Annotated in this window: 31 protein-coding genes; 28 read left to right on the top strand and 3 right to left on the bottom strand. The window is 64.0% G+C overall.

Annotated features, from left to right (window positions below; translation table 11 throughout):
• Window positions 1-137 precede the first annotated feature (137 nt).
• From A3Q7_RS0102610 to A3Q7_RS0102625, 4 genes are read left to right on the top strand one after another with little or no spacing between them, the layout of a single operon-like run.
• Window positions 138-1,130: an RluA family pseudouridine synthase gene (locus A3Q7_RS0102610; protein WP_026224404.1), complete on the top strand. Its 993-nt coding sequence runs from the start codon at window positions 138-140 to the stop codon at window positions 1,128-1,130.
• Between the two features lie 6 nt (window positions 1,131-1,136).
• Window positions 1,137-1,793 carry an HAD family hydrolase gene (locus A3Q7_RS0102615; RefSeq protein ID WP_018410300.1) on the top strand — a complete coding sequence of 219 codons (657 nt, stop codon included), beginning with the start codon at window positions 1,137-1,139 and terminating at the stop codon, window positions 1,791-1,793.
• On the top strand, window positions 1,781-2,131 hold the full coding sequence (locus A3Q7_RS0102620) for a Rieske (2Fe-2S) protein (protein WP_018410301.1): 351 nt from the start codon (window positions 1,781-1,783) through the stop codon (window positions 2,129-2,131). The genes A3Q7_RS0102615 and A3Q7_RS0102620 overlap by 13 nt, the downstream gene beginning before the upstream one ends.
• A 7-nt stretch (window positions 2,132-2,138) precedes the next feature.
• Window positions 2,139-3,104 (top strand): S49 family peptidase, encoded by a 966-nt coding sequence (locus tag A3Q7_RS0102625; protein ID WP_026224406.1) that lies wholly within the window; start codon window positions 2,139-2,141, stop codon window positions 3,102-3,104.
• Between the two features lie 16 nt (window positions 3,105-3,120).
• Here A3Q7_RS0102625 and A3Q7_RS0102630 read toward each other — a convergent pair whose 3' ends face one another.
• Window positions 3,121-3,834, bottom strand: coding sequence for an SAM-dependent methyltransferase (locus A3Q7_RS0102630; protein ID WP_026224407.1), 714 nt, complete (start codon window positions 3,832-3,834; stop codon window positions 3,121-3,123).
• Window positions 3,831-4,421 (bottom strand): Maf family protein, encoded by a 591-nt coding sequence (locus A3Q7_RS0102635; RefSeq protein ID WP_026224408.1) that lies wholly within the window; start codon window positions 4,419-4,421, stop codon window positions 3,831-3,833. The genes A3Q7_RS0102630 and A3Q7_RS0102635 overlap by 4 nt, the downstream gene beginning before the upstream one ends.
• A gap of 137 nt (window positions 4,422-4,558) precedes the next feature.
• Between A3Q7_RS0102635 and A3Q7_RS0102640 the strand changes: the two genes are divergently transcribed.
• The 9 genes from A3Q7_RS0102640 (at window position 4,559) to A3Q7_RS19285 (ending at window position 11,316) form a co-directional block, all read left to right on the top strand.
• Window positions 4,559-5,191, top strand: coding sequence for a YceD family protein (locus A3Q7_RS0102640; protein ID WP_232417783.1), 633 nt, complete (start codon window positions 4,559-4,561; stop codon window positions 5,189-5,191).
• Window positions 5,192-5,264: 73 nt separating this feature from the next.
• Window positions 5,265-5,444 carry a 50S ribosomal protein L32 gene (rpmF, locus tag A3Q7_RS0102645; RefSeq protein WP_018410306.1) on the top strand — a complete coding sequence of 60 codons (180 nt, stop codon included), beginning with the start codon at window positions 5,265-5,267 and terminating at the stop codon, window positions 5,442-5,444.
• Window positions 5,445-5,517: 73 nt separating this feature from the next.
• On the top strand, window positions 5,518-6,531 hold the full coding sequence (gene plsX / locus A3Q7_RS0102650) for a phosphate acyltransferase PlsX (RefSeq protein WP_026224409.1): 1,014 nt from the start codon (window positions 5,518-5,520) through the stop codon (window positions 6,529-6,531).
• Window positions 6,528-7,490, top strand: coding sequence for a beta-ketoacyl-ACP synthase III (locus tag A3Q7_RS0102655; RefSeq protein WP_018410308.1), 963 nt, complete (start codon window positions 6,528-6,530; stop codon window positions 7,488-7,490). The genes plsX and A3Q7_RS0102655 overlap by 4 nt, the downstream gene beginning before the upstream one ends.
• A 33-nt stretch (window positions 7,491-7,523) precedes the next feature.
• On the top strand, window positions 7,524-8,462 hold the full coding sequence (gene fabD, locus A3Q7_RS0102660; RefSeq protein ID WP_018410309.1) for an ACP S-malonyltransferase: 939 nt from the start codon (window positions 7,524-7,526) through the stop codon (window positions 8,460-8,462).
• Entirely contained in the window at window positions 8,462-9,208 is a 747-nt protein-coding gene (gene fabG / locus A3Q7_RS0102665) for a 3-oxoacyl-ACP reductase FabG (RefSeq protein ID WP_018410310.1), read from the top strand. The genes fabD and fabG overlap by 1 nt, the downstream gene beginning before the upstream one ends.
• A 137-nt stretch (window positions 9,209-9,345) precedes the next feature.
• Complete coding sequence (acpP, locus tag A3Q7_RS0102670) at window positions 9,346-9,591, top strand: acyl carrier protein (protein WP_018410311.1); 246 nt, start codon at window positions 9,346-9,348, stop codon at window positions 9,589-9,591.
• A 24-nt stretch (window positions 9,592-9,615) separates the two neighbouring features.
• A complete protein-coding gene (fabF, locus tag A3Q7_RS0102675; RefSeq protein WP_018410312.1) occupies window positions 9,616-10,857 on the top strand; it encodes a beta-ketoacyl-ACP synthase II in 1,242 nt (413 codons plus the stop codon).
• A gap of 9 nt (window positions 10,858-10,866) precedes the next feature.
• A complete protein-coding gene (locus tag A3Q7_RS19285) occupies window positions 10,867-11,316 on the top strand; it encodes a hypothetical protein (RefSeq protein ID WP_026224410.1) in 450 nt (149 codons plus the stop codon).
• Here the strand turns inward: A3Q7_RS19285 and nadB are convergent.
• Complete coding sequence (gene nadB / locus A3Q7_RS0102685; protein ID WP_018410313.1) at window positions 11,249-12,865, bottom strand: L-aspartate oxidase; 1,617 nt, start codon at window positions 12,863-12,865, stop codon at window positions 11,249-11,251. The genes A3Q7_RS19285 and nadB overlap by 68 nt on opposite strands.
• Before the next feature lie 204 nt (window positions 12,866-13,069).
• Between nadB and rpoE the strand changes: the two genes are divergently transcribed.
• The 15 genes from rpoE (at window position 13,070) to nagZ (ending at window position 24,946) form a co-directional block, all read left to right on the top strand.
• Window positions 13,070-13,669 (top strand): RNA polymerase sigma factor RpoE, encoded by a 600-nt coding sequence (gene rpoE, locus A3Q7_RS0102690; protein ID WP_018410314.1) that lies wholly within the window; start codon window positions 13,070-13,072, stop codon window positions 13,667-13,669.
• A gap of 4 nt (window positions 13,670-13,673) precedes the next feature.
• On the top strand, window positions 13,674-14,198 hold the full coding sequence (locus A3Q7_RS0102695) for a sigma-E factor negative regulatory protein (RefSeq protein WP_018410315.1): 525 nt from the start codon (window positions 13,674-13,676) through the stop codon (window positions 14,196-14,198).
• A complete protein-coding gene (locus tag A3Q7_RS0102700; protein ID WP_026224411.1) occupies window positions 14,195-15,163 on the top strand; it encodes a MucB/RseB C-terminal domain-containing protein in 969 nt (322 codons plus the stop codon). Before A3Q7_RS0102695 ends, A3Q7_RS0102700 begins: the two co-directional genes overlap by 4 nt.
• The gene (locus A3Q7_RS0102705; protein ID WP_018410317.1) at window positions 15,163-15,588 is read left to right on the top strand and encodes a SoxR reducing system RseC family protein; all 426 of its coding nucleotides are present in this window, start codon (window positions 15,163-15,165) and stop codon (window positions 15,586-15,588) included. The genes A3Q7_RS0102700 and A3Q7_RS0102705 overlap by 1 nt, the downstream gene beginning before the upstream one ends.
• A 2-nt stretch (window positions 15,589-15,590) precedes the next feature.
• Window positions 15,591-17,036, top strand: coding sequence for a DegQ family serine endoprotease (locus A3Q7_RS0102710; protein WP_026224412.1), 1,446 nt, complete (start codon window positions 15,591-15,593; stop codon window positions 17,034-17,036).
• Window positions 17,033-17,290: a glutaredoxin family protein gene (locus tag A3Q7_RS0102715; RefSeq protein WP_018410319.1), complete on the top strand. Its 258-nt coding sequence runs from the start codon at window positions 17,033-17,035 to the stop codon at window positions 17,288-17,290. Before A3Q7_RS0102710 ends, A3Q7_RS0102715 begins: the two co-directional genes overlap by 4 nt.
• A gap of 78 nt (window positions 17,291-17,368) precedes the next feature.
• Window positions 17,369-19,162 (top strand): translation elongation factor 4, encoded by a 1,794-nt coding sequence (lepA, locus tag A3Q7_RS0102720; RefSeq protein ID WP_018410320.1) that lies wholly within the window; start codon window positions 17,369-17,371, stop codon window positions 19,160-19,162.
• Window positions 19,163-19,183: 21 nt separating this feature from the next.
• A complete protein-coding gene (gene lepB / locus A3Q7_RS0102725) occupies window positions 19,184-19,996 on the top strand; it encodes a signal peptidase I (protein WP_018410321.1) in 813 nt (270 codons plus the stop codon).
• Between the two features lie 35 nt (window positions 19,997-20,031).
• A complete protein-coding gene (locus tag A3Q7_RS0102730; protein ID WP_018410322.1) occupies window positions 20,032-20,397 on the top strand; it encodes a DUF4845 domain-containing protein in 366 nt (121 codons plus the stop codon).
• A gap of 4 nt (window positions 20,398-20,401) precedes the next feature.
• The gene (rnc, locus tag A3Q7_RS0102735) at window positions 20,402-21,079 is read left to right on the top strand and encodes a ribonuclease III (protein WP_018410323.1); all 678 of its coding nucleotides are present in this window, start codon (window positions 20,402-20,404) and stop codon (window positions 21,077-21,079) included.
• On the top strand, window positions 21,076-22,011 hold the full coding sequence (gene era, locus A3Q7_RS0102740) for a GTPase Era (protein WP_018410324.1): 936 nt from the start codon (window positions 21,076-21,078) through the stop codon (window positions 22,009-22,011). The genes rnc and era overlap by 4 nt, the downstream gene beginning before the upstream one ends.
• A gap of 28 nt (window positions 22,012-22,039) precedes the next feature.
• Window positions 22,040-22,771 (top strand): DNA repair protein RecO, encoded by a 732-nt coding sequence (gene recO / locus A3Q7_RS0102745; RefSeq protein WP_018410325.1) that lies wholly within the window; start codon window positions 22,040-22,042, stop codon window positions 22,769-22,771.
• Window positions 22,772-22,773: 2 nt separating this feature from the next.
• Complete coding sequence (locus A3Q7_RS0102750; RefSeq protein WP_018410326.1) at window positions 22,774-23,529, top strand: pyridoxine 5'-phosphate synthase; 756 nt, start codon at window positions 22,774-22,776, stop codon at window positions 23,527-23,529.
• A complete protein-coding gene (acpS, locus tag A3Q7_RS0102755; RefSeq protein WP_018410327.1) occupies window positions 23,526-23,915 on the top strand; it encodes a holo-ACP synthase in 390 nt (129 codons plus the stop codon). The genes A3Q7_RS0102750 and acpS overlap by 4 nt, the downstream gene beginning before the upstream one ends.
• Entirely contained in the window at window positions 23,912-24,946 is a 1,035-nt protein-coding gene (gene nagZ, locus A3Q7_RS0102760) for a beta-N-acetylhexosaminidase (RefSeq protein ID WP_198289152.1), read from the top strand. The genes acpS and nagZ overlap by 4 nt, the downstream gene beginning before the upstream one ends.
• Window positions 24,947-24,957 lie beyond the last annotated feature (11 nt).

The following is a 24,957-nucleotide window of genomic DNA, read 5'->3' on the forward strand; positions in this document are numbered from 1 at the left end:
CGTCATTTCCTGAAGGACTGCATGAAGAAGCACTGCACCGTCTCAATGTCACCCGGCGTCCGCCACTTCGGGCTGGATGTGCTTCGTTCTGCGTCGGCTCCGAAATCCGACCGAAAACCCGCCGCAGTATATTTGAAATGAAGGAGTTGGGTAAAGCTCCGAAAGTTGCACGGCATGTGGTGGATGCGGAGGAGGCGGGGCAGCGCATCGACAACTTCCTGCTGCGCGTGTGCAAGGGTGTGCCCAAGAGCCATGTGTACCGCATCCTGCGCTCCGGCGAGGTGCGCGTGAACAGCCGGAGGGTGGACCAGACCTATCGCCTGGTCGAGCGGGACGAAGTGCGCATTCCTCCGATCAGGCTGGCCGAACCCGGCGCACAGCCGCCCGCGCCGGCGCTGGAATTCGATATTCTTTACGAGGACGAGGCCTTTCTGGCCCTCAACAAGCCGGCCGGCATTGCGGTGCACGGTGGCTCGGGCGTGAGTTTCGGCGTGATCGAAAGTCTGCGCCGCGCCCGGCCGCAGGCGAAACTGCTTGAACTGGCGCATCGGCTTGACCGGGAAACCTCGGGCATCCTGCTGGTGGCCAAGAAGCGTTCCGCCCTGAATGCGTTGCATGACGCCTTCCGCGAAGGTGGCACCGACACGCGTTCGATGGACAAGCGCTATCTCGCTCTGGTGAAGGGGCGCTGGCTCAACCCGGTGCAGCACATCCGGCTGGCGCTCACCAAATATCTCACCGAATCGGGCGAGCGCCGGGTGTCGGTCGATCCCGAAGGCAAAGCGGCGCATTCCATCGTGGAGCTCGAGGCGCGCTGGCCTGGCTACAGCCTGCTCGGCGTGCGCATCCGCACCGGCCGCACGCACCAGATCCGCGTGCACCTCGCGGCAAGCGGCTTTCCCATCGCCGGCGACGAGAAATATGGCGACTTTGCGCTGAACAAAGCGTTGCGCAAGGAGGCGTTGCCCCGCATGTTCCTGCATGCGCACCGGCTTGCCTTGAAGCATCCGCTGACCGGCGAGCCGCTTCGCATCGAGGCGCCGCTGCCCGCGGATCTCGCAGGCTTCATCCGCCACCTGGATGCGCAATCCGTGCGCGAATTCGACCAGACCCCAGGTGACCCTCACTGACAGATCATGCCCGCACAGTTCGACCTCATCGTTTTTGACTGGGATGGCACACTGCTCGATTCGGCAGCCGCCATCGTCCGGTCCATACAGAATGCCTGCATCGACATCGGAGTGACTCCACCCGATGACGCCACGGCCCGCTCGGTCATCGGTCTCGGTCTGCTCGACGCGCTGGCGCGCGCCGTTCCTGAACTGCCGGTGGCGCGGCACCAGGAACTGGCCTGCCGCTATCGCTATCACTATCTGGCACGTGACCACGAACTGACACTGTTCGAGGGCGTCGCAGCGTTGCTGGACGAACTGTCCGGTCGCGGCCACATGCTGGCCGTTGCCACCGGCAAGAGCAGGGCTGGTCTTGATCGTGCGCTCGGACATACCGGACTGGCGCCGAGGTTCGCTGCGACCCGCTGTGCAGACGAATCGGTGTCCAAGCCGGCACCCGACATGGTGCTCGAACTCATGGAACAGCTGGGCCACGAGCCGACACGCACGCTGGTGATCGGGGACACGACGCACGATCTGCTGATGGCGCGCAATGCCGGCTGTCAGGCCGTCGCGGTGAGTTATGGCGCTCATCCGGTGCACGAACTGCTTGCGGCGTCGCCGCGGGCGCACGCGGCAAGCGTGGCTGAACTGTCGGCGTGGCTCAAATGCAACGCCTGAGCCTCTGCCCATCGGATGCCCTGCAGAATGGCGGCGCAGGCGTGCGTTTCCAGGTCGAGCGCAAGGGGGCCCTCGTCGAGGCGTTCGCAGTCCGCTTCCAGGGCAGGGTCTACGCCTACCTCAACAGCTGCCGCCATGTACCCATAGAACTCGACTGGAACCACGGCGAGTTCTTCGATCTGTCGAAGCTATACTTGATCTGCTCGACGCATGGTGCGCTCTACGAGCCGGAAACCGGTGTCTGTGTGGGGGGGCCATGTCGTGGCGCCCGCCTGCAGCCGGTGCCGGTCGAGGAATCCGGCGGGCAGGTCTGGCTGTCCGAATCATGCAATGAGTGAAGAAGCGATGTCCGAATCCGACAAGCAGTCCGAGCAACGGGGCGATATGGGCTGGGAACGCAAGCTGATCGAGCGCATCGCGCTGGAATCGGTGACCGAACAACGGCGGCGCCGGCGCTGGGGCATCTTTTTCCGCCTGGTCGGCTTTGCCTATCTGGGCGTACTGGCCTTTGCTCTGGTCGACTGGGGCGCGCTGTTCAGTCAGGCCGAGCACAAGAAACATACCGCGCTGGTGGAACTGACCGGGGTCATTGCGCCCAACGGCGAGGCGAGTGCGGATCGCGTGATTTCGTCGCTGCAGTCGGCATTCGACGACAAGAACACGCAGGGCGTCATCCTCAAGATCAACAGCCCGGGCGGCAGCCCGGTGCAAAGTGGCATCATCAATGACGAGATCCGTCGCTTGCGTGGTCTTTACCCGGATACCCCGATCTACGCCGTGGTGGAGGATATCTGCGCCTCCGGCGGGTATTACGTCGCTGTCGCGACCGATCGCATCTATGTCGACAAGGCGAGCATCGTCGGCTCCATCGGCGTGCTGATGGATGGTTTCGGCTTCACCGGTCTGATGGACAAGCTGGGTGTCGAGAGGCGCCTGCTTACGGCCGGAGAGAACAAGGGTTTTCTCGATCCTTTCTCCCCCCAGGACGAACGACAGAAGCTGCATGCGAAACAGCTTCTGGGAGATGTCCATCAGCAGTTCATAGACGTCGTGCGGCAGGGGCGCGGCGAGCGGCTGAAGGAATCTCCGGACATGTTCTCCGGGCTCATGTGGACGGGCTCGCGCAGCATTGAAATGGGGCTGGCCGACGATCTGGGCAGTGTGGAGTATGTCGCCCGCGAGGTGGTGAAGGCGGCGGACATCGTCGATTTCACGCAGCGTCAGAACATCGCCGAGCGTTTCGCCAAACAGTTCGGCGCCAATTTCGGAGAAAGCGTTGCCGGCGCGCTGTCCCGCGTGGGCATGCGATAGACGCCGACGCCTGCTTTCAGGCGAGCAGCAGGAACAGGGTCGGACGGCGGTCGATGCGTTCGACCTGTTCTGGCGTCCAGGCCGCAATCGCCTGGGTACGGATGAACTGGTCCGGTGCGGTGAGCGCTGATGCGATGCACAGCAGGGACGTGCCGCGACAGTGCTTGCGTATCGCCTCGAACATGCGCAGGTTGCGATAGGGTGTTTCGATGAAAATCTGCGTCTGGCGCAATCTTGCCGATTGCTTTTCCAGCTCGACGAGGGTCTTGCCGCGCGCGTCGTCCTCGACCGGCAGATAGCCGTGGAAAATGAAGCACTGGCCGTTCAGACCGGAGGCCATCAGGCCCAGCAGTATCGATGAAGGGCCGACCAGCGGCATCACCGGGATACCCATTCCGTGGGCAGTGCGGGCGGCAAGGGCGCCCGGATCGGCGACGCCGGGACATCCCGCGTCCGAGATGACCGCGGCGTCGCGGCCGGAGGCGACCGGTGCGAGCAGTTCGCGCAGCAGCCCTCCTTCGTGCTCCGGCGGGAGCTCGACAATGTCCAGTTCGCGGAGAGGGCGGGGATGCTCCAGGCGCTTCAGCGTCGCGCGCGCCGATCTGGCGTTCTCGACCAGGAAGTAATCCAGCCGGTGTGCGCATTCGCGCACCGCGCTCGGGGTGTCCGCACCGGGCGCGCAGGCGGCATCGAGCGGGCTCGGCAGCATGTAAAGAGTGCCTGCGCTCATGGCAGGGAGAATCCCAGGTCGCGCAGGATGGCCGCAAGGCGTATCAGCGGCAGTCCGACCAGCGCGGTCGGGTCGTCTCCGCTCATGCGTTCGAGCAGGCTGATGCCCAGGGACTCGGATTTCGCCGCGCCGGCGCAGTCCAGCGGTGTGTCGAGGTCGATATAGCGCTCGATTTCTTGAGCCTGCAAACGGCGGAACGCCACCTCGGTGGGCACCAGGGCTTCATGCAGGCTGCCGTCGCGGCCATCGATGACACACAGTGCGGTATCGAAAACAATGACGCGTCCGCTCAGCGCCGTGAGCTGGGCGATCGCCGCTTCGCGCGTGCCTGGTTTGCCATAGCGGTCGCCGCCGCTCCAGGCGACCTGGTCGGAGCCGATCACGCAGGCGCCAGCGTGGCGTGCGGCGACTGCGGCGGCTTTCGTGCGCGCGAGGCGTATCGCCTGAGCACGTGGCGATTCTCCTGCAAGCGCTTGCTCGTCGATATCCGGCGCATCGCAGATGAAATCCAGGCGCAGGCGCGACATGAGTTCGCGCCGATAGCGGGACGAGGACCCGAGGACGATGGGGGGCAGGGGGCGGGACATGGCGTATGAGGAGGACGATACGTTCGGGTGCGCGATGCATCGCCCCGATTCGTTTGCGGGCAGGCTTTGACAGCTACTTCAGGGGGATAGTATCATTTCGTGTTTGTTTCTTCGCGCATCGTCGAAGATGGTTTCCGGTGGCAGGCATCGCCGGTTACGGTTCTCGCGATGCAGCAGTACAGGTGGCGAGTGTGCGCTCGGGTGAATCATTGGTTGGGTCGGTGGACGGGTCGTTGAGTCAGGCTTCCAGCGAGGCAGCCGGTGGCGACAACGTGCAGGTCCGCCTCGATGCCCGCCAGTTTGCGCATGCGGCCCAGGCGTTGAGCGGTCGCAGTCAGGTCGAGGTTTTTCCGCGTTTTGTGGCCGAGTGCCGTGAAGCGGGGCGCGTTGTGCAGTGGTCAGTGCAGGGGTCGGTCGATACGGACGGTGCCTGTTGGCTGGAGCTGGATGTTTCCGCTTCGGTGGTTGTTCAGTGCCAGCGCTGTCTGGGTGATCTCCCGCTGCCGATCGCGAGCCGGACGCGTTTTCGCCTGGTGTTCGATGGAGAGGCTTGGGATGACGCCGATCTGGAGGACGACAGTTTCGAAGCGCTCGAGCTCGACGGTCCGCTCGAACTTGCCACTCTGGTGGAGGACGAGTTGCTGCTCGCGCTGCCGCCCGTGCCGATGCACGAAGAAGCGTGCGGTCTGCCGGCCGGATCGCTGGACAAGCTTGCCGGTAACGGTCGTCCCTCGCCCTTCGCAGTCCTCGGTGCGTTGAAGAAGAGCTGATTTTCGCCCGTGGCGGCTCTGCCGCCCGGCTTTTGCGGTTTATTTGTCCGGTTATTCCGGGGGAGTTGTTGTCATGGCTGTTCAGCAAAACAAGAAGTCGCCGTCGAAGCGCGGCATGCATCGTGCGCACGATTTCCTGACCGCGCCGGCCACCGCCGTCGAGTCGACCACCGGTGAGGCGCATCTGCGTCATCACATCTCTCCGAGTGGTTTCTATCGCGGCAAGAAGGTGTTGAAGACCAAGGGCGAGTGATCATCGTGGTTTCCTGTCCGGCGCATTCCTGCGGGTGCGCGCCGGAAACCACCTTTTCATGCGGATGCCCGACATGAGTTACACCCTGGCCATAGACTGCATGGGCGGGGATCACGGGCCATCCGTCACCTTGCCGGCCGCTCTGGCCTATCTGCGCAGGGATCCGGATTGCCACCTGCTTCTGGTCGGGCTCGAGGATGTGCTTCAGGACGAGTTGAAGCGTCTTGGCGCCGAGGGCGAGTCGCGCCTGTCGGTTGTCCATGCGTCGGAAGTCGTGGGCATGGATGAGCCGCCCGCACAGGCGCTTCGCGCAAAGAAGGATTCCTCGATGCGTGTCGCGATCGACATGGTCAAGGAGGGGCGCGCCCAGGCGGCGGTGTCCGCCGGCAACACCGGCGCGCTGATGGCCATTTCCAAATTCGTGCTCAAGACCCTTCCCGGCATCGATCGTCCTGCCATCGCTTCCATACTGCCCACGGTCAAGGGGCACACCTATGTGCTCGATCTGGGGGCCAACGTGGACTGCACGTCCGAACACCTGTTCCAGTTCGGCCTCATGGGTGCGATGCTGGTTTCCGCGCTGGAATCGCGGGAGCGTCCTTCCGTGGGTTTGCTCAACATCGGCGAAGAGGCGATCAAGGGCAACGAAGCGGTGAAGGGCGCAGCCGAACTTCTGCGCGCCAGCGATCTGAATTTCTATGGAAATGTCGAGGGTAACGACATCTACAAGGGCACGACCGATGTCGTGGTCTGCGATGGGTTCGTCGGCAACGTGGCGCTGAAGACTTCGGAAGGTCTGGCTCAGATGATCGCCACCTTCCTGCGCGAGGAATTCAGTCGCGGACCGCTGCGCAAGCTGATGTACCTGGTTGCCCGTCCAGTGATATCCGCGTTCCGCCGCCGGGTCGATCACCGCCGCTACAATGGCGCCAGCCTGCTGGGCTTGCGTGGCGTTGTGGTCAAGAGTCACGGGTCGAGCGACGCCTACGGTTTCGAACAGGCGGTGGCGCGCGCTGCGGACGCGGTGCGCAATGACCTCATCGCCCGCATCACCCAATGCATGACTCGTACCGAGGTAGCTGCATGATTTTCAGCCGCATTACCGGCACGGGTGGTCATCTGCCCGGCGCGGCCGTGTCCAATGACGACCTGGTTGCGCGGGGTATCGATACCTCCGACGAATGGATCGCCGATCGCACCGGCATACGGTTCAGGCATTTCGCATCGGTGCAGGAGAATTCGAGCGACCTGGCCCTGCACGCCGCACGCCAGGCGCTCGCGGCAGCCGGTCGGGATGCGGCGGAGGTCGATCTGGTGATCGTTGCGACGTCTACGCCCGATCAGGTGTTCCCCAGCACCGCCTGCCTGTTGCAGCACAAGCTCGGCAACCGCACGGCCGCCGCTTTTGATGTGCAGGCGGTCTGTTCCGGTTTCGTCTACGCACTGACGATCGCCGACAAATTTGTCCGCTCGGGCTCGCACAGGTGTGCGCTGGTGGTTGGCGCGGAGGTGTTCTCGCGCATTCTCGACTGGAATGACCGCGGCACCTGCGTGCTGTTCGGCGATGGGGCGGGCGCGGTTGTGCTCGAGGCGTCCGCTGCGCCCGGCATCCTGTCCAGTGCCCTGCATGCGGACGGCCACTACCACGACATCCTGTCGGTGCCGGGCCAGGTATGCGGCGGCGGCGTTTCGGGCAAGCCCTTCCTGCAGATGGACGGTCAGGCTGTTTTCAAATTCGCCGTGCGCGTTCTGGGCGATACGGCGGTGGAGCTGATGGCGGCGGCCGGGCTTCCGCTGAGTGCGCTTGACTGGCTGGTTCCGCATCAGGCCAACATCCGCATCCTGCAATCGACCGCGAAGCGCCTGGAACTGCCGATGGAACGGGTGGTGACCACGGTGGCCGAGCACGGCAACACGTCCGCCGCCTCCGTGCCCCTCGCGCTTGACGTGGCGGTGCGGGATGGACGGATCAAGCCAGGGAATCACGTGATGCTTGAGGGCGTTGGCGGCGGTTTCACCTGGGGTGGCGTGCTGTTGCGTTTCTGATCGCGGCGGTGGGTTCAGGCAGATATTCCTCATATGCATAAATTCGCTTTTGTGTTTCCCGGCCAGGGATCCCAGTCGGTCGGCATGATGTCGGCCTATGGCGACGACGCGGAGATCCGCGCGACCTTCGACGAGGCTTCGGCAGCGCTTGACGAGGACCTGTGGGCCATGGTGGCCGACGGGCCGGCGGAGCGGCTCGCGCTGACCACGAATACCCAGCCGCTGATGCTGACGGCCGGCGTTGCGGTGTTCCGCAGCTGGATGAGGCGCACCGGGCGCATGCCGGATGTGGTCGCCGGCCACAGTCTGGGCGAGTACGCGGCACTGGTCGCGGCCGGTGTGTTGCGGCTCAGGGATGCCGTGCCGCTGGTACGCCTGCGTGCGCAGGCCATGCAGGAGGCGGTGCCCGCCGGCACCGGTGCAATGGCGGCCATCCTCGGCCTCGATGCCGAGGTGGTCGGTATCGCCTGTGCCGAGGCGGCACACGGCGAAGTGGTTGCCGCAGTCAATTTCAATTCGCCTGAACAGACGGTGATCGCGGGGCATGCCACGGCGGTGCGGCGCGCGATGGCGCTGCTCACGGAGCGCGGGGCGAAACGCGCGGTGGCTTTGCCGGTGAGCGCGCCATTTCATTGCAGCCTGATGCAGCCCGCGGCGGATCGTCTGGCGACGGCCCTCCGGAGTGTCGAGCTCGCCCGGCCGGTCATCACGCTGGTCAATAATGTGGATGTGGCCAGTCCGGAAGATGCCGACGCGATCCGCGACGCGCTGGTGCGCCAGGCGGCGGCCCCGGTGCGTTGGGTCGAGGTGATCCGGCGCATGGCGTCGCTGGGTGTGGCGACCGTGGCAGAGTGCGGTCCTGGCAAGGTGCTTGCCGGCCTGACCAAGCGTATCGACAAGGAACTGAATGGAGTGGCGCTGGCGGATGCGGCGTCTCTCGATCAACTCGCACAGCAGATGGGAGCAGAGTGATGGCTATTCTGGACGGTCAGATCGCGCTGGTGACCGGCGCAAGCCGCGGGATAGGTCGCGCGATCGCGCTGGCGCTGGGGCAGGCTGGCGCCACGGTGATCGGGACGGCAACGACCGAAGCGGGTGCGGCTGGTATCGGGCAGGTGCTGGAATCCTCAGGCATCAAGGGGCGTGGCGTGGTGCTCGATGTGACCGACGGGAGCGCGATTCCTGCGCTGATCGGCGCGATAGAGAAGGAATTCGGCGCCGTTTCGGTGTTGGTGAACAATGCCGGCATCACGCGCGACAATCTTTCGATGCGCATGAAGGACGAGGAATGGCAAGCGGTCATCGACACCAATCTGAAGGCGGTGTTCGTGATGTCGCGTGCCGTCATGAAGGGAATGATGAAGGCGCGCAGTGGTCGCATCATCAACATCACTTCGGTGGTCGGTGAAACCGGCAATCCGGGGCAGGCCAATTACGCAGCAGCCAAGGCCGGCGTCGCGGGGATGAGCATGGCGCTCGCGCGGGAGCTCGGATCGCGCAATATCACGGTCAACTGCGTCGCGCCCGGTTTCATCGCGACCGACATGACCGATGCGCTGGGCGATGCCGCCCGTGAAGCGCTGCTCGGACAGATCCCGCTCGGCAGGCTGGGTGCGGCGGAAGAGGTCGCCGCCGCAGTCGTGTTCCTGGCGTCCCCGGGCGCTGCCTACGTCACCGGCAGCACGCTGCACGTGAATGGTGGCATGTTCATGCATTGATGGCCGTGCCCCGGCCGGCTCCTGCCGCCGGGCATCGGCTGCAGGCAATGTGGAGCGTGCTTTCTGATACACTCGCGCCACTTTTTTTTCGCGCTCTTACGCTTCAGTTTGGGCCTACACAGGGAAGGAGTACCGCAATGGAAAACATCGAACAACGTGTCAAGAAGATCGTCGCCGAACAACTGGGTGTCAACGAGGCCGAAATCAAGAACGAATCGTCCTTCGTTGACGATCTGGGCGCTGACTCGCTGGACACCGTCGAACTGGTGATGGCTCTCGAAGAAGAGTTCGAGTGCGAAATTCCCGATGAGGAAGCCGAAAAGATCACCTCGGTCCAGCAGGCCATCGACTACGTCAACAACCACCTCGCCAACAAGGGCTGAGCGTTTCATCCAGCGGAGCACGTTTTGGCACGTAAGAGAGTAGTCGTCACCGGCCTGGGCATCATTTCTCCGGTCGGAAACACGGTCGGTCAAGCCTGGGAAAACGTCCTGGCGGCGAAGTCCGGCATCCGGCGCATCACGCGCTTCGATGCTTCGGCCATGCCTGTCCAGATCGCAGGCGAAGTGCGCGATTTCGACGTCGCCAACTACCTGTCTCCGAAGGAGGCGCGACGCTTCGATACCTTCATCCACTACGGCATCGCGGCCTCCGCGGATGCAATACGTGATGCCGGTCTGGAAGCGCACCCGGTTAACGCCGAGCGCATCGGTGTCTGTGTCGGTTCGGGCATCGGCGGTCTGCCGATGATCGAGGAGACGCACAGTGCGCTGCTGTCGGGTGGCGTGCGCAAGGTGTCGCCGTTCTTCATTCCCGGCTGCATCATCAACATGATTTCCGGCATCGTCGCGATCAACTTCGGCTTCAAGGGGCCGAATTTCGCCACGGTGAGTGCCTGCGCGACCGCCAATCACTCGATCGGCGAGGCGATGCGCCTGATCGAGTATGGCGACGCCGACATCATGATCGCCGGCGGCGCCGAGTCCACCATCTGCGGCCTGGCGATCGGCGGTTTTGCTGCCGCGAAGGCCCTGTCGACGCGCAACGATGATCCGGAAACCGCAAGCCGTCCCTGGGACAGCGGACGCGACGGTTTTGTGCTTGGAGAAGGCGCCGGTGTGTTGGTGCTCGAGGAGTACGAACACGCGAAGGCGCGCGGCGCGCGCATCTACTGCGAGCTTGCCGGCTATGGCATGAGCGCCGACGCGCATCACATCACCGCGCCCTGCGAGGATGGCGAAGGTGCTTCGCGCAGCATGAACAATTCGTTGCGCAATGGCGGTGTCGCAACGGACGAGGTCGATTACATCAACGCTCACGGCACATCCACGCCGCTGGGCGATATTGCCGAAACGGTGGCGGTCAAGCGCTGTTTCGGCGCGCACGCAACCCGGCTGTGCGTCAGTTCGACCAAGTCCATGACCGGACATGCGCTCGGGGCGGCCGCGGGCATCGAAGCGGTGATCAGCGTGCTGGCCGTGCATCACCAGATCGCACCTCCCACCGCGAACCTGCATGATCAGGATCCGGCATGCGATCTCGATTACGTGCCGCTCGTGCCGCGAGAAATGCCGATCCGCGCAGCGATGTCGAATGCCTTCGGTTTCGGCGGTACCAACGCGACGCTTGTTTTCCGCAAGCTCGCGTAGGGAAGTGGAATGAGTGGCGGCGAGCGCAGCCTGCCCGCGATTTCGCTCAAAGGGTCACGTCTTCAGGACGTGGCCCTTTTTGTTTGCCTTGCCAGTGCCACTGCGAGTGTTTTCGAGGTCGGTGCGATGGCTCTGTGCGTGCTGCTGCCCGCCGCGTCGATTGCACTGTATCTGCGCCGTTCCTCGGGCAGCCTGCAAAGCCTTGCGTCGTCGCCTGACGGAAGGCTGAGCGTGCGCGACTGCTCCGGCCGGGTGTCGGAAATGGCCGTCCTGCGCGCCCGCTGCAGCCGCTCATGGATCTCGCTGCTGCGCAACGGCGATGCCGCGCGGGGCAGACGGCAGCTCATGCTGTGGGTCGATCAGTTCGAGGACCCGGATCACTTCCGCGTCCTCAGTGCGTACCTGCGCTCAGCTCGTCGCCCAGGCGGGAGCGGCGCGGACGAAGCAGGGTCGCTGTAGCGACCGGGCTGCTTCCGGGATAGTCGCGACTGAAGTGCAGGCCCCGGCTTTCGTGCCGCTGCATTGCGCTGCGGACGATGAGATGCGCAGTCAGCACGAGATTGCGCAATTCGATCAGATCGTTGCTGACCCGGAAGTTCGCGTAGTACTCGTCGATTTCCCGCTCCAGCAGCCGGATGCGATGGAGGGCGCGCTCCAGGCGTTTATTGGTGCGCACGATACCCACGTAGTCCCACATGAAACGGCGCAGCTCGTCCCAGTTGTGGGCGATCACCACTTCCTCGTCGGCGTCGGTCACGCGGCTTTCGTCCCAGTCGGGCAGATCCGGCAACGTCGCTTTCGGTCGGCTGAGGATGTCGTGGGCGGCGGCCTCGGCATAGACCAGGCACTCAAGCAATGAATTGCTGGCCAGGCGGTTGGCGCCATGCAAGCCGGTGTAGGTGGTTTCGCCTATCGCATACAAGGCGTCGACATCGGTGCGCGCCCGCCGGTCCACCTTGACCCCGCCGCAGGTGTAGTGAGCCGCCGGCACGACCGGTATCGGCTCGCGTGTGATGTCCACCCCCAGTTCGAGGCAGCGCGCGTGGATATTGGGAAAATGGGCAATCAGGAAATCCGCGGGCTTGTGCGACACGTCAAGATAGACGCAATCGAGGCCGCGCTTCTTCATTTCGTAGTCGATCGCCCTGGCCACCACATCGCGTGGTGCGAGTTCGGCGCGTTCGTCATGAGCCGGCATGAAGCGTTCGCCGTCCGGTAGTCGCAACAGCCCGCCTTCGCCGCGCATCGCTTCCGTGATCAGGAAGGACTTCGCGTGCGGGTGGTAGAGGCAGGTCGGGTGGAACTGGATGAATTCCATGTTTCCGACCCGGCATCCTGCCCGCCAGGCCATGGCGATGCCGTCGCCGGTCGCAGTGTCGGGGTTGGTCGTATACAGATAGACCTTGCCCGCGCCGCCGGTGGCCAGCACCACGACCGGGGATGCGAAGGTATGCACGCGATCCGCTTCGATATCCAGCACGTAGGCGCCGACGCACCCGGTTTCAGGCAGGCCCAGCTTCCAGCCGACAATGAGGTCGACCGCAATGTGCCGTTCGAAGATGTGGATGTTGGGATGAGTCTTGACCTGGCCGGTCAGCGTGGTCTGTATGGCCGAGCCGGTCGCGTCGGCCACATGAACGATGCGCCGGTGACTGTGTCCGCCTTCACGTGTGAGGTGATAGCCGAGCGCGCTCTGTTCGTCGCGGGTGAAGGGTACGCCGCGCCCGATCAGCCATTCGATCGCCCGCCGGCCGTTCTCGACCACGAAACGGGTGGCATCCGGGTCACACAGGCCGGCGCCGGCGATCAGGGTGTCGCGCAGATGAGCCTCGACCGAATCCTCGCTGTCAAGTACTGCCGCCACACCGCCTTGCGCCCAGCTTGACGCGGAATCCTCGAGTTTCTGCTTGGTGACCAGTGCAACCTGCCGTCCTGCCTCAGCGAGGCGAAGTGCGAGCGCCTGTCCGGCGAGTCCGCTTCCCAGTACCAGCGCGTCGTATGTCTGCACGGCTATCCGCAGTTCCAGTCGAGGGCTGCACTATAGCTCAGCGCGCGCAGTGATGAACTTTGTTCATTGGGGGGTGTCAGTCGCAGCATGGACGCGACACTACACCCCCTTCAAGTGGTACCCAGGCCTGTGCGCTCGGATATACTGCGCGCCAGTTCAAAATCCGCGCCGGTGAAAGACCCGGGTGGCACTACATCGGCCCAGATGAGCGAGCGAGAGGTAGACCAGCTTCTGGTCGAACGCGCGCAGCGTGGCGACAAACAGGCATTCGGCCTGCTGGTGAGCAAGTACCAGCGCAAGCTAGGACGTCTTTTGTCGCGGCTGATCCGCGATCCTGCGGAAGTCGAGGATGTCGCGCAGGAGGCCTTCATCAAGGCCTATCGCGCCTTGCCGTCCTTCCGCGGGGAAAGTGCGTTCTACACGTGGCTGTATCGCATCGGCGTGAATACGGCCAAGAATTATCTGGTTTCTCAGGGGCGACGTGCGCCAACGAGCACGGAATTCGATTCCGAAGAGGCGGAGAATTTCGACGACAGCGACAATCTTCGGGATATCAATACCCCCGAGCGCCTGTTGCTGACCAAACAGATCGGCGAGACGGTGACTTCAGCGATGGAAGCCCTTCCCGACGAACTGCGCACTGCCATCATGCTGCGCGAACTCGAGGGCATGGCCTATGAGGAAATCGCGGCGGTGATGGAGTGTCCGATCGGCACCGTGCGTTCGCGGATATTCCGCGCGCGTGAGGCCATTGCAGAGAAGTTGCGGCCGCTGCTCGACACGGCGCCGGACAAGAGGTGGTAAGGGCATGAAAGAGAACTTGAGCGCGTTCATCGATGACGAACTCGATGGGCGCCTTGCTCAGCAGGTGCTGGACAGGCTTCACGCGGATTCCGACCTGCGCGACGAATTCGCATTGCACATGCTGATCGGCGATGCGATCCGGGGCGAGCATATCGGGCCGGGCTCGGATTTCACCTCGGTGATCATGAGTCGAATCGAGGACGAGCCGACGGTACTGTCGCCGGTTTCCATACGCCCTCGTCCGGAGGCGAAGCGGTTGTGGATGCCTGCCGCAGCCGCGGTTGCGGGCGTTGCATTGGTGTCGTGGCTTGGCCTGGACATGATGTCGGGTCCTTCTTCATTGAATCAGGTCGTGGCGACTGTGCAGCCCAGTCAGCCCGCATCAGTGGTCCGGATGGCTCAGAACGATGCACCGTTGCGTGCCTATCTGGTGGCCCATCACGGATATTCTCCCGCGGGGAGCATGCAGGGCGTCGCACTGTACGCTCGTGGCGTTTCGGATCCGAATACCGACGACGACCGTCGATGATCTGTCGAGCTGTCTGTCTCGTCTGTCTCGCGCTGCTTGCTCCCTGGGTTTCCGCCCAGGGGCAGTCTGAAGCGTTCTCCATGCTCGCAAGGGCGGTCAGCGCGTCGCAACGTATTTCCTACCTGGGCACTTTCGTCTACCAGAGCGGCACCAATGTCGAGACGTCGCGCATTGCCCATTACGTCGATCCCGATGGAAATTCGATAGAGCGGCTGGAAGTGCTCGATGGCAGCCCGCGTGAAGTGATACGCGTGAACGACGACGTCCGTTGTTATCTGCCCAAGGAAAAGATGATCATCGAGGACCGACGCGGCGCGCGCAAAGCGTTTCCGTCGCTGCTGCCGGAATCGGTGAATGCGCTGGGTGAGGTCTACAGTATCCGCAAGGGTCCGCCGGGGCGCGTAGCCGGTTTCGACACGCAACTTGTGCTGCTCGAACCCAAGGATGGCTTCCGCTATGGCCACATGTTCTGGATCGAGTCCCAGACCGGCCTGTTGGTGAAGGCACGCATGGTCAACGAGAAGGGCGAGCCGATCGAACAGTTCGCCTTCGCCCAGTTGCAGATCGGTCCCGCCCTGCACCGTGAGGATGTGCAGTCGCGAATGGCGTCCAGCGCAACCGGCTGGACCGTGCACGCGGCCAATTCGACGCAGGTTCAGAACGCCGACCTGGGATGGTCCGTGAGCGCGGATGTGCCGGGTTTCCGGCAGATTGCCGGCATGAAGCGCGCGCTCGGTCCGGATCGACCGGATATGGTGCACATGGTGTTTTCCGACGGTCTTGCGGCCATTTCGCTGTTCATAGAGCCTTACCGCAAGGAAGATGGCGGCATGATGGGGCCGATGAAGCATGGTGCGGTCAACGTCTATAAACGCCGCATCGCAGGTTATGTCGTGACCGCGCTGGGCGAAGTGCCGCCACACAGCCTGCAGCGCATGGCCGACGCGGTGGTGCAGAAGCGCTGATGGACGTCCGCCCGGGTACGGTCGTCAAGGTATCCGACGGCTTCGCATGGGTCGAGGTCGAACGGAGCGCCGGCTGCGGCCGCTGCACGGAGCGCGGAGGTTGCGGCCAGTCGTGCGAACGCAACGTCTCCACGTACATGATTCCGCTCGATTCCGCGGTGCTGCCGGGCGAGAGGGTGGAACTCGAGGTTTCCTCCGGTACCGCCTTGCTGGCTGCATTGCTGACCTACGGCGTCGCCCTGTTTGCGCTGATCGTCGGTGTCGCGCTCGGAGTGTGGTTTGGCGACGCTTCCGATTCCGCGGTGGCCGTGGGTCTGATCGCCGGCCTTGCGTTGGCGGGCATCTGGCTGCGTGCAAGTGCGGCGATGTCCCTGCTTCCCGCGATCCGGATTGTTTCCGGACGTCCTCACTCCCGGTTTTCATGAACATGATGGCTTCCCTCCGGGCTGCACTGTTGGGTGCCGCCATCGCGCTTGGCGCAATCTTTCCTGTTCACGCGCAGCGCGCCTTGCCGGACTTCTCCGATCTGGTGGAGCAGCAAGGGCGGGCGGTGGTGAATATCAGCACCACCCAGAAGGTGAGCACGCGCGCGATGCCGCAGTTGCCGCCGGGTCTGGACGAAGATGACCCCATGTTCGACTTCTTCCGGCGCTTCGTGCCGCAACAGCCCGGTGGGCCGGGGGCTGAAGATGCGCGCTCCCTCGGTTCCGGCTTCATTGTTTCGGCGGATGGCTATCTCCTCACCAACGCCCATGTCGTCGACGAGGCGGATGAAATCACCGTGCGACTGTCCGACAAGCGCGAGTTCAGGGCGCGCGTGATCGGCGCAGACCGGCGCACCGATATTGCCCTGCTGAAGATCGATGCAACCGGCCTGCCGACCGTCCGCTTCGGCGATGCCGGCAAGCTTCGGGTGGGTGAGTGGGTGGTGGCGATCGGCTCGCCCTTCGGCTTTGAAAGTTCGGTCACCGCCGGCATCGTGTCAGCCAAGGGCCGATCGCTGCCGCAGGAGAATTTCGTGCCTTTCATCCAGACCGACGTGGCGATCAACCCCGGCAACTCGGGCGGTCCGCTGTTCAATCTGCGCGGCGAGGTGGTCGGCATCAATTCGCAGATCTACAGCCGCAATGGCGGTTTCATGGGGCTGTCGTTCGCGATCCCCATCGATGTGGCCATGGACGTGCAGTCGCAGTTGCGTGCCACCGGCCGGGTGCAGCGCGGTCGCATCGGTGTGGTGATCCAGGAGGTGACGCGCGAACTGGCTGATTCCTTCGGTCTGCAGAGGGCGGAAGGCGCGCTGGTCAGTTCGATCGAGCCGCGCGGGCCGGCGGACAAGGCCGGCATCGAAGCGGGTGATGTCATCCTGCGCTTCGATGGCAAGCCGGTGGAGAAATCGGGTGATCTGCCCAGGCTGGTCGGCGGCACCCGGCCCGGGAGCGTGGCCAGTGTCCAGGTGTGGCGCAACGGCGTTGCAAAAGAGCTCCGGCTCACGGTGGCCGAACTGAATGATGACCGGGTCGACCCGCGCAAGCTCAGGCGAGGCGGTCAGCCGGAAACGGAACGCGTGCCGAACAGACTGGGGCTGGTCCTGTCAGAGCTGACGCCGCAACAGCGGCGCGATCTGAAGGTCGAGGGCGGTTTGCGCGTGGAAGAGGTGGCCGGCAATCAACGTTCCGACCTGAAGGCCGGCGACATCATTCTCGCGGTGATCGCGCGCGGCAGACAGACGCCGGTCAGTTCGCTGGAGCAGTTCAACCGCATTCTGTCGGGCATAGAGCCCAAGGTCGGTCTGACCGTGCTCGTCCGTCGTGGCGACGGGCAGACTTTCCTGACGCTGCGTCCGCCCAATTCCCAGGGCGGTGATGGAAAGTGAGCGGTGCTTCGCCCGAACTGACGCTCTATCTTCGCCGCTGGTGTCACCTGTGCGACGAGCTGCTGGATGCGCTGCAGCCCTTGATCGACGGCCGGAACGTGACGGTACGGGAAATCGATATCGACGAACATCCGGAATTCGAGCCGTTCTACGGCGAGCACATCCCGGTGCTGTGCGCCGGTGGGCGCGAACTTTGCCGACATCGCCTGGACTCGGAGGCGGTCGCGGCCTATCTGCTAGAATCGCGCGCTTGACTGCAGGCCCGGTCTGGCCGGCCGCAAGGGTGCCGCCCAGGCGCCCTTTTTCGTTTTTGATCCGATCTCATCCGACTGATGCAGCACATCCGAAATTTCTCGATCATCGCCCATATCGACCATGGCAAGTCCACATTGGCCGATCGCATCATCCAGCGCTGTGGAGGGCTGTCGGACCGCGAGATGGAAGCCCAGGTCCTGGATTCGATGGATCTGGAGCGCGAGCGCGGCATCACGATCAAGGCGCAGACCGCCGCGCTCAGCTACAAGGCTCGGGACGGACAGGTCTACAACCTGAACCTGATCGACACCCCTGGCCATGTCGACTTCTCCTATGAAGTGAGCCGTTCGCTGTCCGCCTGCGAAGGCGCCTTGCTTGTCGTGGACGCGTCCCAGGGGGTGGAAGCGCAGACGGTGGCCAACTGTTACACCGCGCTGGACCTCGGCGTCGAGGTGGTGCCGGTGCTGAACAAGATGGATCTGCCGCAGGCGGACCCCGACAACGCGAAGCAGGAAATCGAGGACGTGATCGGCATCGATGCGACCGATGCCATTCCGTGCTCGGCCAAGACCGGCATGGGCATCGACGACATCCTCGAATCGGTAATTGCGCGCATTCCCGCGCCGAAGGGCGATCCCGATGCGCCGCTGAAGGCGCTCATCATCGATTCCTGGTTCGACAACTATGTCGGTGTGGTCATGCTGGTGCGCGTGGTCGATGGCGCGTTGCGGCCCAAGGACAGAATGCTGCTCATGTCGACCGGCGCGCAGTACATGTGTGATCAGGTCGGTGTATTCACGCCGAAATCGGTACAGAAGAGCGCGCTTTCGGCGGGTGAGGTGGGCTTCATCATTTCCGGCATCAAGGAGCTGCAGGCGGCCAAGGTGGGCGACACCATCACGCTGGCCGACCGTCGCGCGCCCGAAGCGCTGCCCGGCTTCAAGGAAATCAAGCCCCAGGTGTTCGCCGGGCTCTACCCGGTGGAAGCCAGCGAGTACGACCAGCTGCGCGAATCGCTGGAAAAGCTCAAGCTGAACGACGCGTCACTGCAGTACGAGCCGGAAGTGTCGCAGGCGCTCGGCTTCGGTTTCCGCTGCGGTTTCCTCGGCATGCTGCACATGGAAATCGTGCAGGAGCGGCTGGAGCGCGAGTTCGACATGGACCTCATCACCACGGCGCCGACCGTGGTGTACGAGGTGGCCATGAACGACGGCAGCATCGTCATGGTGGAGAACCCGTCCAAGCTGCCGGAAACGTCCAAGATCGCCGAGATCCGCGAGCCCATCATCAAGGCCGTCATCTTCATGCCCCAGGATTACCTCGGCGCGGTGATCACGCTGTGCGAGCAGAAACGCGGCCAGCAGGTGAACATGCTCTACCACGGACGTCAGGTGCAACTTACCTATGATTTGCCGATGGCCGAGGTGGTGTTCGATTTCTTCGACAAGCTGAAATCGGTGTCGCGTGGCTACGCTTCGCTCGATTACGAGTTCAAGGAATATCGCGCGGCCGATGTGGTGAAGCTGGATCTCATGGTCAACAGCGAGAAGGTCGATGCGTTGTCGGTGATCGTGCATCGTGCCAGCGCGCAGTTCCGCGGGCGCGAGATCGCTGCCAAGATGCGCGAACTCATCCCGCGCCAGATGTTCGATGTGCCGGTGCAGGCAGCGATCGGCGCGCACATCATTGCCCGCGAAACGATCAAGGCGCTGCGCAAGAACGTGCTGGCGAAATGCTATGGCGGCGACATCACGCGCAAGAAGAAGCTGCTCGAAAAGCAGAAGGCCGGCAAGAAGCGCATGAAGCAGGTCGGGAACGTGGAAATCCCGCAGGAAGCCTTCCTCGCGGTACTGCGTGTGGATGACAAGTAAAACAGAGACGGGACTTCCATCTTGAACTTCGCATTGATTCTTTTCGTGCTGTGCGTGATCACCGGCATCCTCTGGATCGCCGACAAGGCGGTGTTCGCGAAGAAGAGGCCGGCGGGCAGTCCGCATCCCTGGTGGGTCGAATATGGCGCCAGCTTCTTTCCGGTCATCTTCATCGTGTTCGGCCTGCGCAGTTTCGTCGTCGAGCCCTTCCGCATTCCGTCCGGATCCATGATTCCCACGCTGCTGGTCGGCGACTTCATCCTGGTGAACAAATTCACCTATGGCATACGCCTGCCGGTGCTGAACAACAAGGTCGTGCCGATGAACGATCCGCAGCGCGGTGATGTGATGGTGTTCCGTTATCCGGCCGATCCGTCGGTCGATTACATCAAGCGTGTGGTCGGCCTTCCCGGCGACAAGGTGAGCTACCAGAACAAGCGGCTCACCATCAATGGCGTGGAGGTACCGGTCAAGCCCATGGATGACTACCTGCACAAGGATCGCGCGCTGTACTCGCAGCGTTTCGTCGAAACGCTGGGTCCGGTCGAGCACCAAGCCCTGAACGACGTCCATGTCCGTCCGGACGTGCCGACCGTGCTCGATTTTCCGGGGCGCGAGAACTGTGTCTACAATCGCGAGGGGGTTCAGTGCGAGGTGCCGCCGGGGCATTACTTCGTGCTCGGCGACAACCGCGACCAGAGCGCAGACAGCCGGGTGTGGGGCTTCGTTCCGGAAGGCAACATCGTGGGCAAGGCCTTCTTCATCTGGTTCCACGCGGACAGCATCCTGCCGCCCAAGGGCATCGATTTCGGCCGCATCGGCAGCTTCCGGTGAGGTTTCCGGTCATGGTTCATGCAGAGGAGACAGCGATGCAGCGCAAGCAGTCCGGACTGAGCATGGTGGGTTTCCTGTTCGTCGCCTTCGTGCTTGCGGTGGTCGTGATCCTGGGCATGAAGACGGTGCCGGCCGTCATCGAGTACTACACCATACTGAAGAACGTGAAGGCGGTCGCCAGCAGTGGCGAAGTGCGCGGCGGCAGCGTGGCGGACTACCGTAACGCCTATGCCAAGCGCTCCATCATGGACGAAATGTCCAGCGTGCAGCCAGCCGATCTGGACATCGTCAAGGACAGTCAGGGCGTCGAGATTTCCTTCGCATACAGCCGCAAGGTGCCGCTGTTCGGTCCGGTGAGTCTGGTGTTCGATTTCGAAGGGTCGGCCTCGGGGTCGAACTGAAGCGTTGAATCCCGATGAACGTATCGAGCGTGCGCTCGGCCATGAGTTTGCATCGCGCGCGCTGCTTGCGCAGGCGCTGACCCACAGCAGTCATTCATCCACTCATAACGAAAGACTCGAGCTGCTGGGCGACGCGGTGCTCGACTGCGTGGCCACCGATCTGCTGTTCCGGAGGTTTCCGGACACACCGGAAGGTCTGCTGTCGCGGTTGCGTGCCTCGCTGGTCAAGGAAGACACGCTGGCGGACATCGCCGCCGGCATCGCGCTCGGCGATGCGCTGCGGCTGAGCGCAGGCGAACAGAAAACCGGCGGCCGCAAGCGGCCGGCACTGCTCGCGAATGCGCTGGAAGCGCTGATCGGCGCGGTCTTTCTCGAAGCCGGTTACGACGCCGCCCGCGCGGTGGTGGCGCGCTTGCTGGAATCGCGACTGATGGCGTTGAATCCCGAACGGGACGCGCGCGACCCGAAGACCGCGCTGCAGGAATGGCTGCATGCGCGGGCCAACCGGCCCCCGCGTTATGAGATCGTGTCGACCAGCGGCCCGGCCCACGCCCCGGTGTTCCGCGCAGCCTGCGTGATCGATGCGCTGGGCGTGCGCACCGAAGGTGAGGGGCGCAGCCGTCGTCATGCCGAGCAGGCTGCCGCCGCAGACGCGCTCGAACAACTTCAGGGGGCGGCATGACCGACATTACGCAACATGACTTGCCGGCGGATGATGCGGCCGGCCCGCCGGTGACCCACTGCGGTTTCATTGCCATCGTCGGCCGCCCCAATGTGGGCAAGTCCACGCTGGTGAACCGTCTGATCGGACAGAAGGTGAGTATCACGTCGGCCAAGGCGCAGACCACGCGCCATCGCATTCACGGCGTCCTGACCCGGAATGCCCGCCAGTTCGTGTTCGTCGATACACCCGGCTTCCAGACCCGGCATCGCAACGCGCTGAACCGCGCCATGAACCGCACCGTGACACAGGCGCTGGCCGATGTCGACGTCGTGGTGTTCGTGATCGAAGCCGGCCGCCTGACCGACGCCGACGAGGAGGTGCTTGCGCTCTTGCCGCAGGACCGGCCGGTGCTGCTGCTGCTGAACAAGACCGACAAGACCGGCGACCGTGCGAAGCTGCTGCCCTTCGTCGAGCGCATTTCGAAGCTGCGCGACTTCCACGCCATCATTCCGGTGAGTGCGCAGCGCGGCGATGGTCTGGATGCCCTGCTCAAGGTGGCGGGTGATCTGTTGCCGGAAGGTCCGGCCATGTTCGACGCCGACGACTTTACCGATCGCAGCGAACGCTTTCTGGCGGCCGAGTACATCCGCGAAAAGCTGTTCCGGCAACTGGGCGACGAGCTGCCCTACGGTCTTGCAGTCGAGATCGAGCGCTTCGACGTCGATGGGGCGCTGCGGCGTATCGCGGCAGCGGTCATCGTCAGTCGCGAGGCGCACAAGGGCATCGTGATCGGTCGCGGCGGCGAAGTGCTGAAGACGGTCGGCGCGGCGGCTCGGACCGATATGGAGCGGGTGTTCGGTTCGAAGGTATTCCTTGAACTGCATGTGAAGGTGCGCAGCGGCTGGGCCGATGACGAACGCGCGCTGAAGAGCCTGGGTTTCGAGCCATGACCGCTCGTGGAGGGCGGAGGCGCGCGCGGTGAGCGGCGGCAAGCAGCGGGTGGATGGTCAGCCGGCCTTCCTGCTGCAGGCCCACGCCTATCGTGAAACAAGCCTCATCGTCGACGTATTCAGCCGCGACTACGGTCGCGTCGGGCTGGTGGCGCGCGGCGCCAAGCGGCCGCGCTCGCAGTTGCGTGGCGTGCTGGTCGAGTTCCAGCCGCTCGAGCTGGGCTGGTTCGGTGCGGGAGAGCTGCACACGCTGGCGCGCGCCGAATGGCAGCGCGCCTGGCCCATGCTGTCCGGTCCCCGCTTGCTGCTCGGCTACTATCTGAACGAGCTGCTGCAGCGACTGCTGGCGCGCGAGGACGCTCACCCGGCGCTGTTTGCGCTTTATGCCGAAGCGGTGCAGAAGCTGGCCACGGCACCCGCTGACACGGTAAGGCACGAAGCCATGCTGCGCGCCTTCGAGAAGGCGCTGCTGCGAGAACTGGGCTATGGCCTGACCCTGGCTCACGACGCTGGCGGCCAGGCCATCGATCCTGCGGCCAATTATGTGTTCAGGCCGGAACAGGGCTTGATCGAAGGCGAGGGCGGGCCGGATGATTTCGGTCTGAGCGGCGCCCAGGCGCTGGCGCTGGATGCGGACGACTATGCCGATGCGCAGGTCGCCCGCCTCGCGAAGACCTTGATGCGCATGCTCATCGCGCATTATCTGCAGGGACAGGAGCTGCGTACGCGGCGCGTATTCATCGAATTACAGGATCTCTGAACATGATCGAACTGGGCGTCAACATCGACCACGTGGCGACCCTACGGCAGGCGCGCCGGACTTACGAACCGGACCCGGTCTGGGCAGCCGTCGAGGCGCATCTGGGCGGTGCCGATGGCATCACCGTGCATCTGCGCGAGGACAGACGCCATATCCAGGATGACGACGTGCGCCGGTTGCGCGATCTGGTGCACATCAAGCTGAACCTGGAAATGGCAGCCACCGACGAAATGGTGGGCATCGCCTGCACCTTGCGACCGGAAATGGCCATGCTGGTACCCGAAGGGCGACACGAGGTGACGACCGAAGGCGGCCTGGACATCGTGTCGCAGGAGATACGGCTGAAGGACGTGATCGGCCGATTGCGCGACGCCGGCATCGTGACCAGTGTATTCATCGATGCCGAGCCGGCGCAGATCGAAGCCGCCGCGCGCATCGGCGCCCAGGTCTGCGAGGTGCACACCGGCCCCTATGCGCACGCCTTCCATGGCCTCGGGCGCGACCGCGAATCGCAGGCTGTGGTGGTCGAACTGGACAAGGTGCGCACCGCGGGCAAGCTCATCCGCGACCTCGGCATGCGCTTCAACGCGGGCCATGCGCTGAACTACGCCAATGTACAGCCGGTGGCCGAGTTGCCGGGGGTACGCGAACTGCACATCGGGCATGCCATCGTGAGCCGGTCGGTCTTTGTCGGTCTGCGCGAGGCGGTGCGCGAAATGAAGGCGCTGATGCGCGAGGCGGCCGGGAGGCATGCGTGATTGCCGGCGTCGGCACCGATCTTTGCAGCGTTGCGCGTTTCGCGCGCATGCTGGCCGAAGACGGTGACGGGATCGCGCATCGCATCCTGAGTGCGTCCGAACTGGTCGAATTCGCCAGTGCGAAGCGACCGGCGCATTTTCTGGCCAAGCGCTTCGCCGCCAAGGAGGCGCTGGGCAAGGCCCTGGGCACGGGCATCCGGGCGCCGGTTCTGCTGCGTGCAATCGCCGTGATGCACGACGATCTGGGGCGGCCCGATTTCGCCTTCGATGAGGCGTTGGCAGCCTGGATGGCGGAACGCGCACTGCGGCCGCATCTTTCACTGTCGGATGAAAACGAACACGCGCTCGCCTTCGTGGTGGTCGAGCGCACGGAGAACCGAACATGAGGACTGCGCCACCCGGACCGGTCATGCTGGATGTGCATGGACTGGAACTCGATGCCGAGGATCGCGAACTGCTCAACCATCCGTCGGTGGGCGGGCTCATCCTGTTCGCGCGCAACTTCCATGACGCCCGGCAGCTTGCCGCGCTGACCGATGCCATCCATTCCGTGCGCAGGCCGCCGCTGCTGATCGCGGTGGATCACGAGGGCGGCCGGGTTCAGCGTTTCAAGTCGGACGGTTTCACCCATCTTCCGTCCATGCACACACTGGGCAGTCGCTACGAGGCGGATGCCGGCGGCGCGCTGGCCGATGCGCGCGCGGCTGGCTATGTGCTCGCGGCCGAACTGCGGGCGCTGGGCGTGGACCTGTCCTTTACGCCGGTGCTCGATCTGGATTACGGCCGCAGCGGGGTGATCGGTGATCGCGCCTTCCACCTGGACCCGGCCATTGTCGCTCCGCTGGCCGGTGCGCTGGCGGAAGGTTTGCGCGCAGCCGGCATGAAATCGGTGGGCAAGCACTTTCCCGGCCACGGATGGGCCGAAGCCGATTCGCATGTGGCCATCCCGGTGGACGAGCGCGACTTCGACACGATATGGGCGCTGGACATCCGGCCCTATCTGGACCTCGGCCGGCAGATCGATGCCGTGATGCCGGCCCATGTCATCTATCCGGCGGTCGATCGCATGCCGGCCGGTTTCTCGCGTACCTGGGTGCAGGACATCCTGCGCGGCAAACTCGCTTTTGACGGCGTGGTGTTCAGCGACGACCTGTCCATGGAGGGCGCGTCGGTGGCCGGTGACGTGGTGGCACGCGCGGAGGCGGCATGGGATGCCGGCTGCGACATGGTGCTGGTGTGCAATGCGCGCGACCAGGCGGTGAAGCTGATCGATGGCTGGCGGCCCGAATTCGACAGCGTGCGCAGTGCGCGCGTCGCGTCGCTGATGCCCGCACGACCTTATGGCGATCGCAGCGTGCTCGCGCAGGACGCACGCTATCGCGATGCACTGGACGCGGTGCGCAGCCTGCTTGCCTAGCGCCTCGTTGC

Source organism: Methyloversatilis thermotolerans, from assembly GCF_000372885.1.
In the GTDB taxonomy this organism is placed as follows: domain Bacteria; phylum Pseudomonadota; class Gammaproteobacteria; order Burkholderiales; family Rhodocyclaceae; genus Methyloversatilis; species Methyloversatilis thermotolerans.

Coding starts and splice junctions, on each gene's coding strand:
- A3Q7_RS0102620 (WP_018410301.1), top strand. CDS start 1,781: ATGCAACGCCTGAGCCTCTGCCCATCGGATGCCCTGCAGAATGGCGGC.
- A3Q7_RS0102700 (WP_026224411.1), top strand. CDS start 14,195: ATGATCTGTCGAGCTGTCTGTCTCGTCTGTCTCGCGCTGCTTGCTCCC.
- A3Q7_RS0102630 (WP_026224407.1), bottom strand. CDS start 3,834: ATGAGCGCAGGCACTCTTTACATGCTGCCGAGCCCGCTCGATGCCGCC.
- lepA (WP_018410320.1), top strand. CDS start 17,369: ATGCAGCACATCCGAAATTTCTCGATCATCGCCCATATCGACCATGGC.
- A3Q7_RS0102635 (WP_026224408.1), bottom strand. CDS start 4,421: ATGTCCCGCCCCCTGCCCCCCATCGTCCTCGGGTCCTCGTCCCGCTAT.
- plsX (WP_026224409.1), top strand. CDS start 5,518: ATGAGTTACACCCTGGCCATAGACTGCATGGGCGGGGATCACGGGCCA.
- A3Q7_RS0102750 (WP_018410326.1), top strand. CDS start 22,774: ATGATCGAACTGGGCGTCAACATCGACCACGTGGCGACCCTACGGCAG.
- A3Q7_RS0102610 (WP_026224404.1), top strand. CDS start 138: ATGAAGGAGTTGGGTAAAGCTCCGAAAGTTGCACGGCATGTGGTGGAT.
- rpoE (WP_018410314.1), top strand. CDS start 13,070: ATGAGCGAGCGAGAGGTAGACCAGCTTCTGGTCGAACGCGCGCAGCGT.
- rpmF (WP_018410306.1), top strand. CDS start 5,265: ATGGCTGTTCAGCAAAACAAGAAGTCGCCGTCGAAGCGCGGCATGCAT.
- era (WP_018410324.1), top strand. CDS start 21,076: ATGACCGACATTACGCAACATGACTTGCCGGCGGATGATGCGGCCGGC.
- fabG (WP_018410310.1), top strand. CDS start 8,462: ATGGCTATTCTGGACGGTCAGATCGCGCTGGTGACCGGCGCAAGCCGC.
- A3Q7_RS0102655 (WP_018410308.1), top strand. CDS start 6,528: ATGATTTTCAGCCGCATTACCGGCACGGGTGGTCATCTGCCCGGCGCG.
- A3Q7_RS0102695 (WP_018410315.1), top strand. CDS start 13,674: ATGAAAGAGAACTTGAGCGCGTTCATCGATGACGAACTCGATGGGCGC.
- acpP (WP_018410311.1), top strand. CDS start 9,346: ATGGAAAACATCGAACAACGTGTCAAGAAGATCGTCGCCGAACAACTG.
- A3Q7_RS0102705 (WP_018410317.1), top strand. CDS start 15,163: ATGGACGTCCGCCCGGGTACGGTCGTCAAGGTATCCGACGGCTTCGCA.
- A3Q7_RS0102710 (WP_026224412.1), top strand. CDS start 15,591: ATGATGGCTTCCCTCCGGGCTGCACTGTTGGGTGCCGCCATCGCGCTT.
- A3Q7_RS19285 (WP_026224410.1), top strand. CDS start 10,867: ATGAGTGGCGGCGAGCGCAGCCTGCCCGCGATTTCGCTCAAAGGGTCA.
- A3Q7_RS0102615 (WP_018410300.1), top strand. CDS start 1,137: ATGCCCGCACAGTTCGACCTCATCGTTTTTGACTGGGATGGCACACTG.
- fabD (WP_018410309.1), top strand. CDS start 7,524: ATGCATAAATTCGCTTTTGTGTTTCCCGGCCAGGGATCCCAGTCGGTC.
- A3Q7_RS0102625 (WP_026224406.1), top strand. CDS start 2,139: ATGTCCGAATCCGACAAGCAGTCCGAGCAACGGGGCGATATGGGCTGG.
- A3Q7_RS0102730 (WP_018410322.1), top strand. CDS start 20,032: ATGCAGCGCAAGCAGTCCGGACTGAGCATGGTGGGTTTCCTGTTCGTC.
- nagZ (WP_198289152.1), top strand. CDS start 23,912: ATGAGGACTGCGCCACCCGGACCGGTCATGCTGGATGTGCATGGACTG.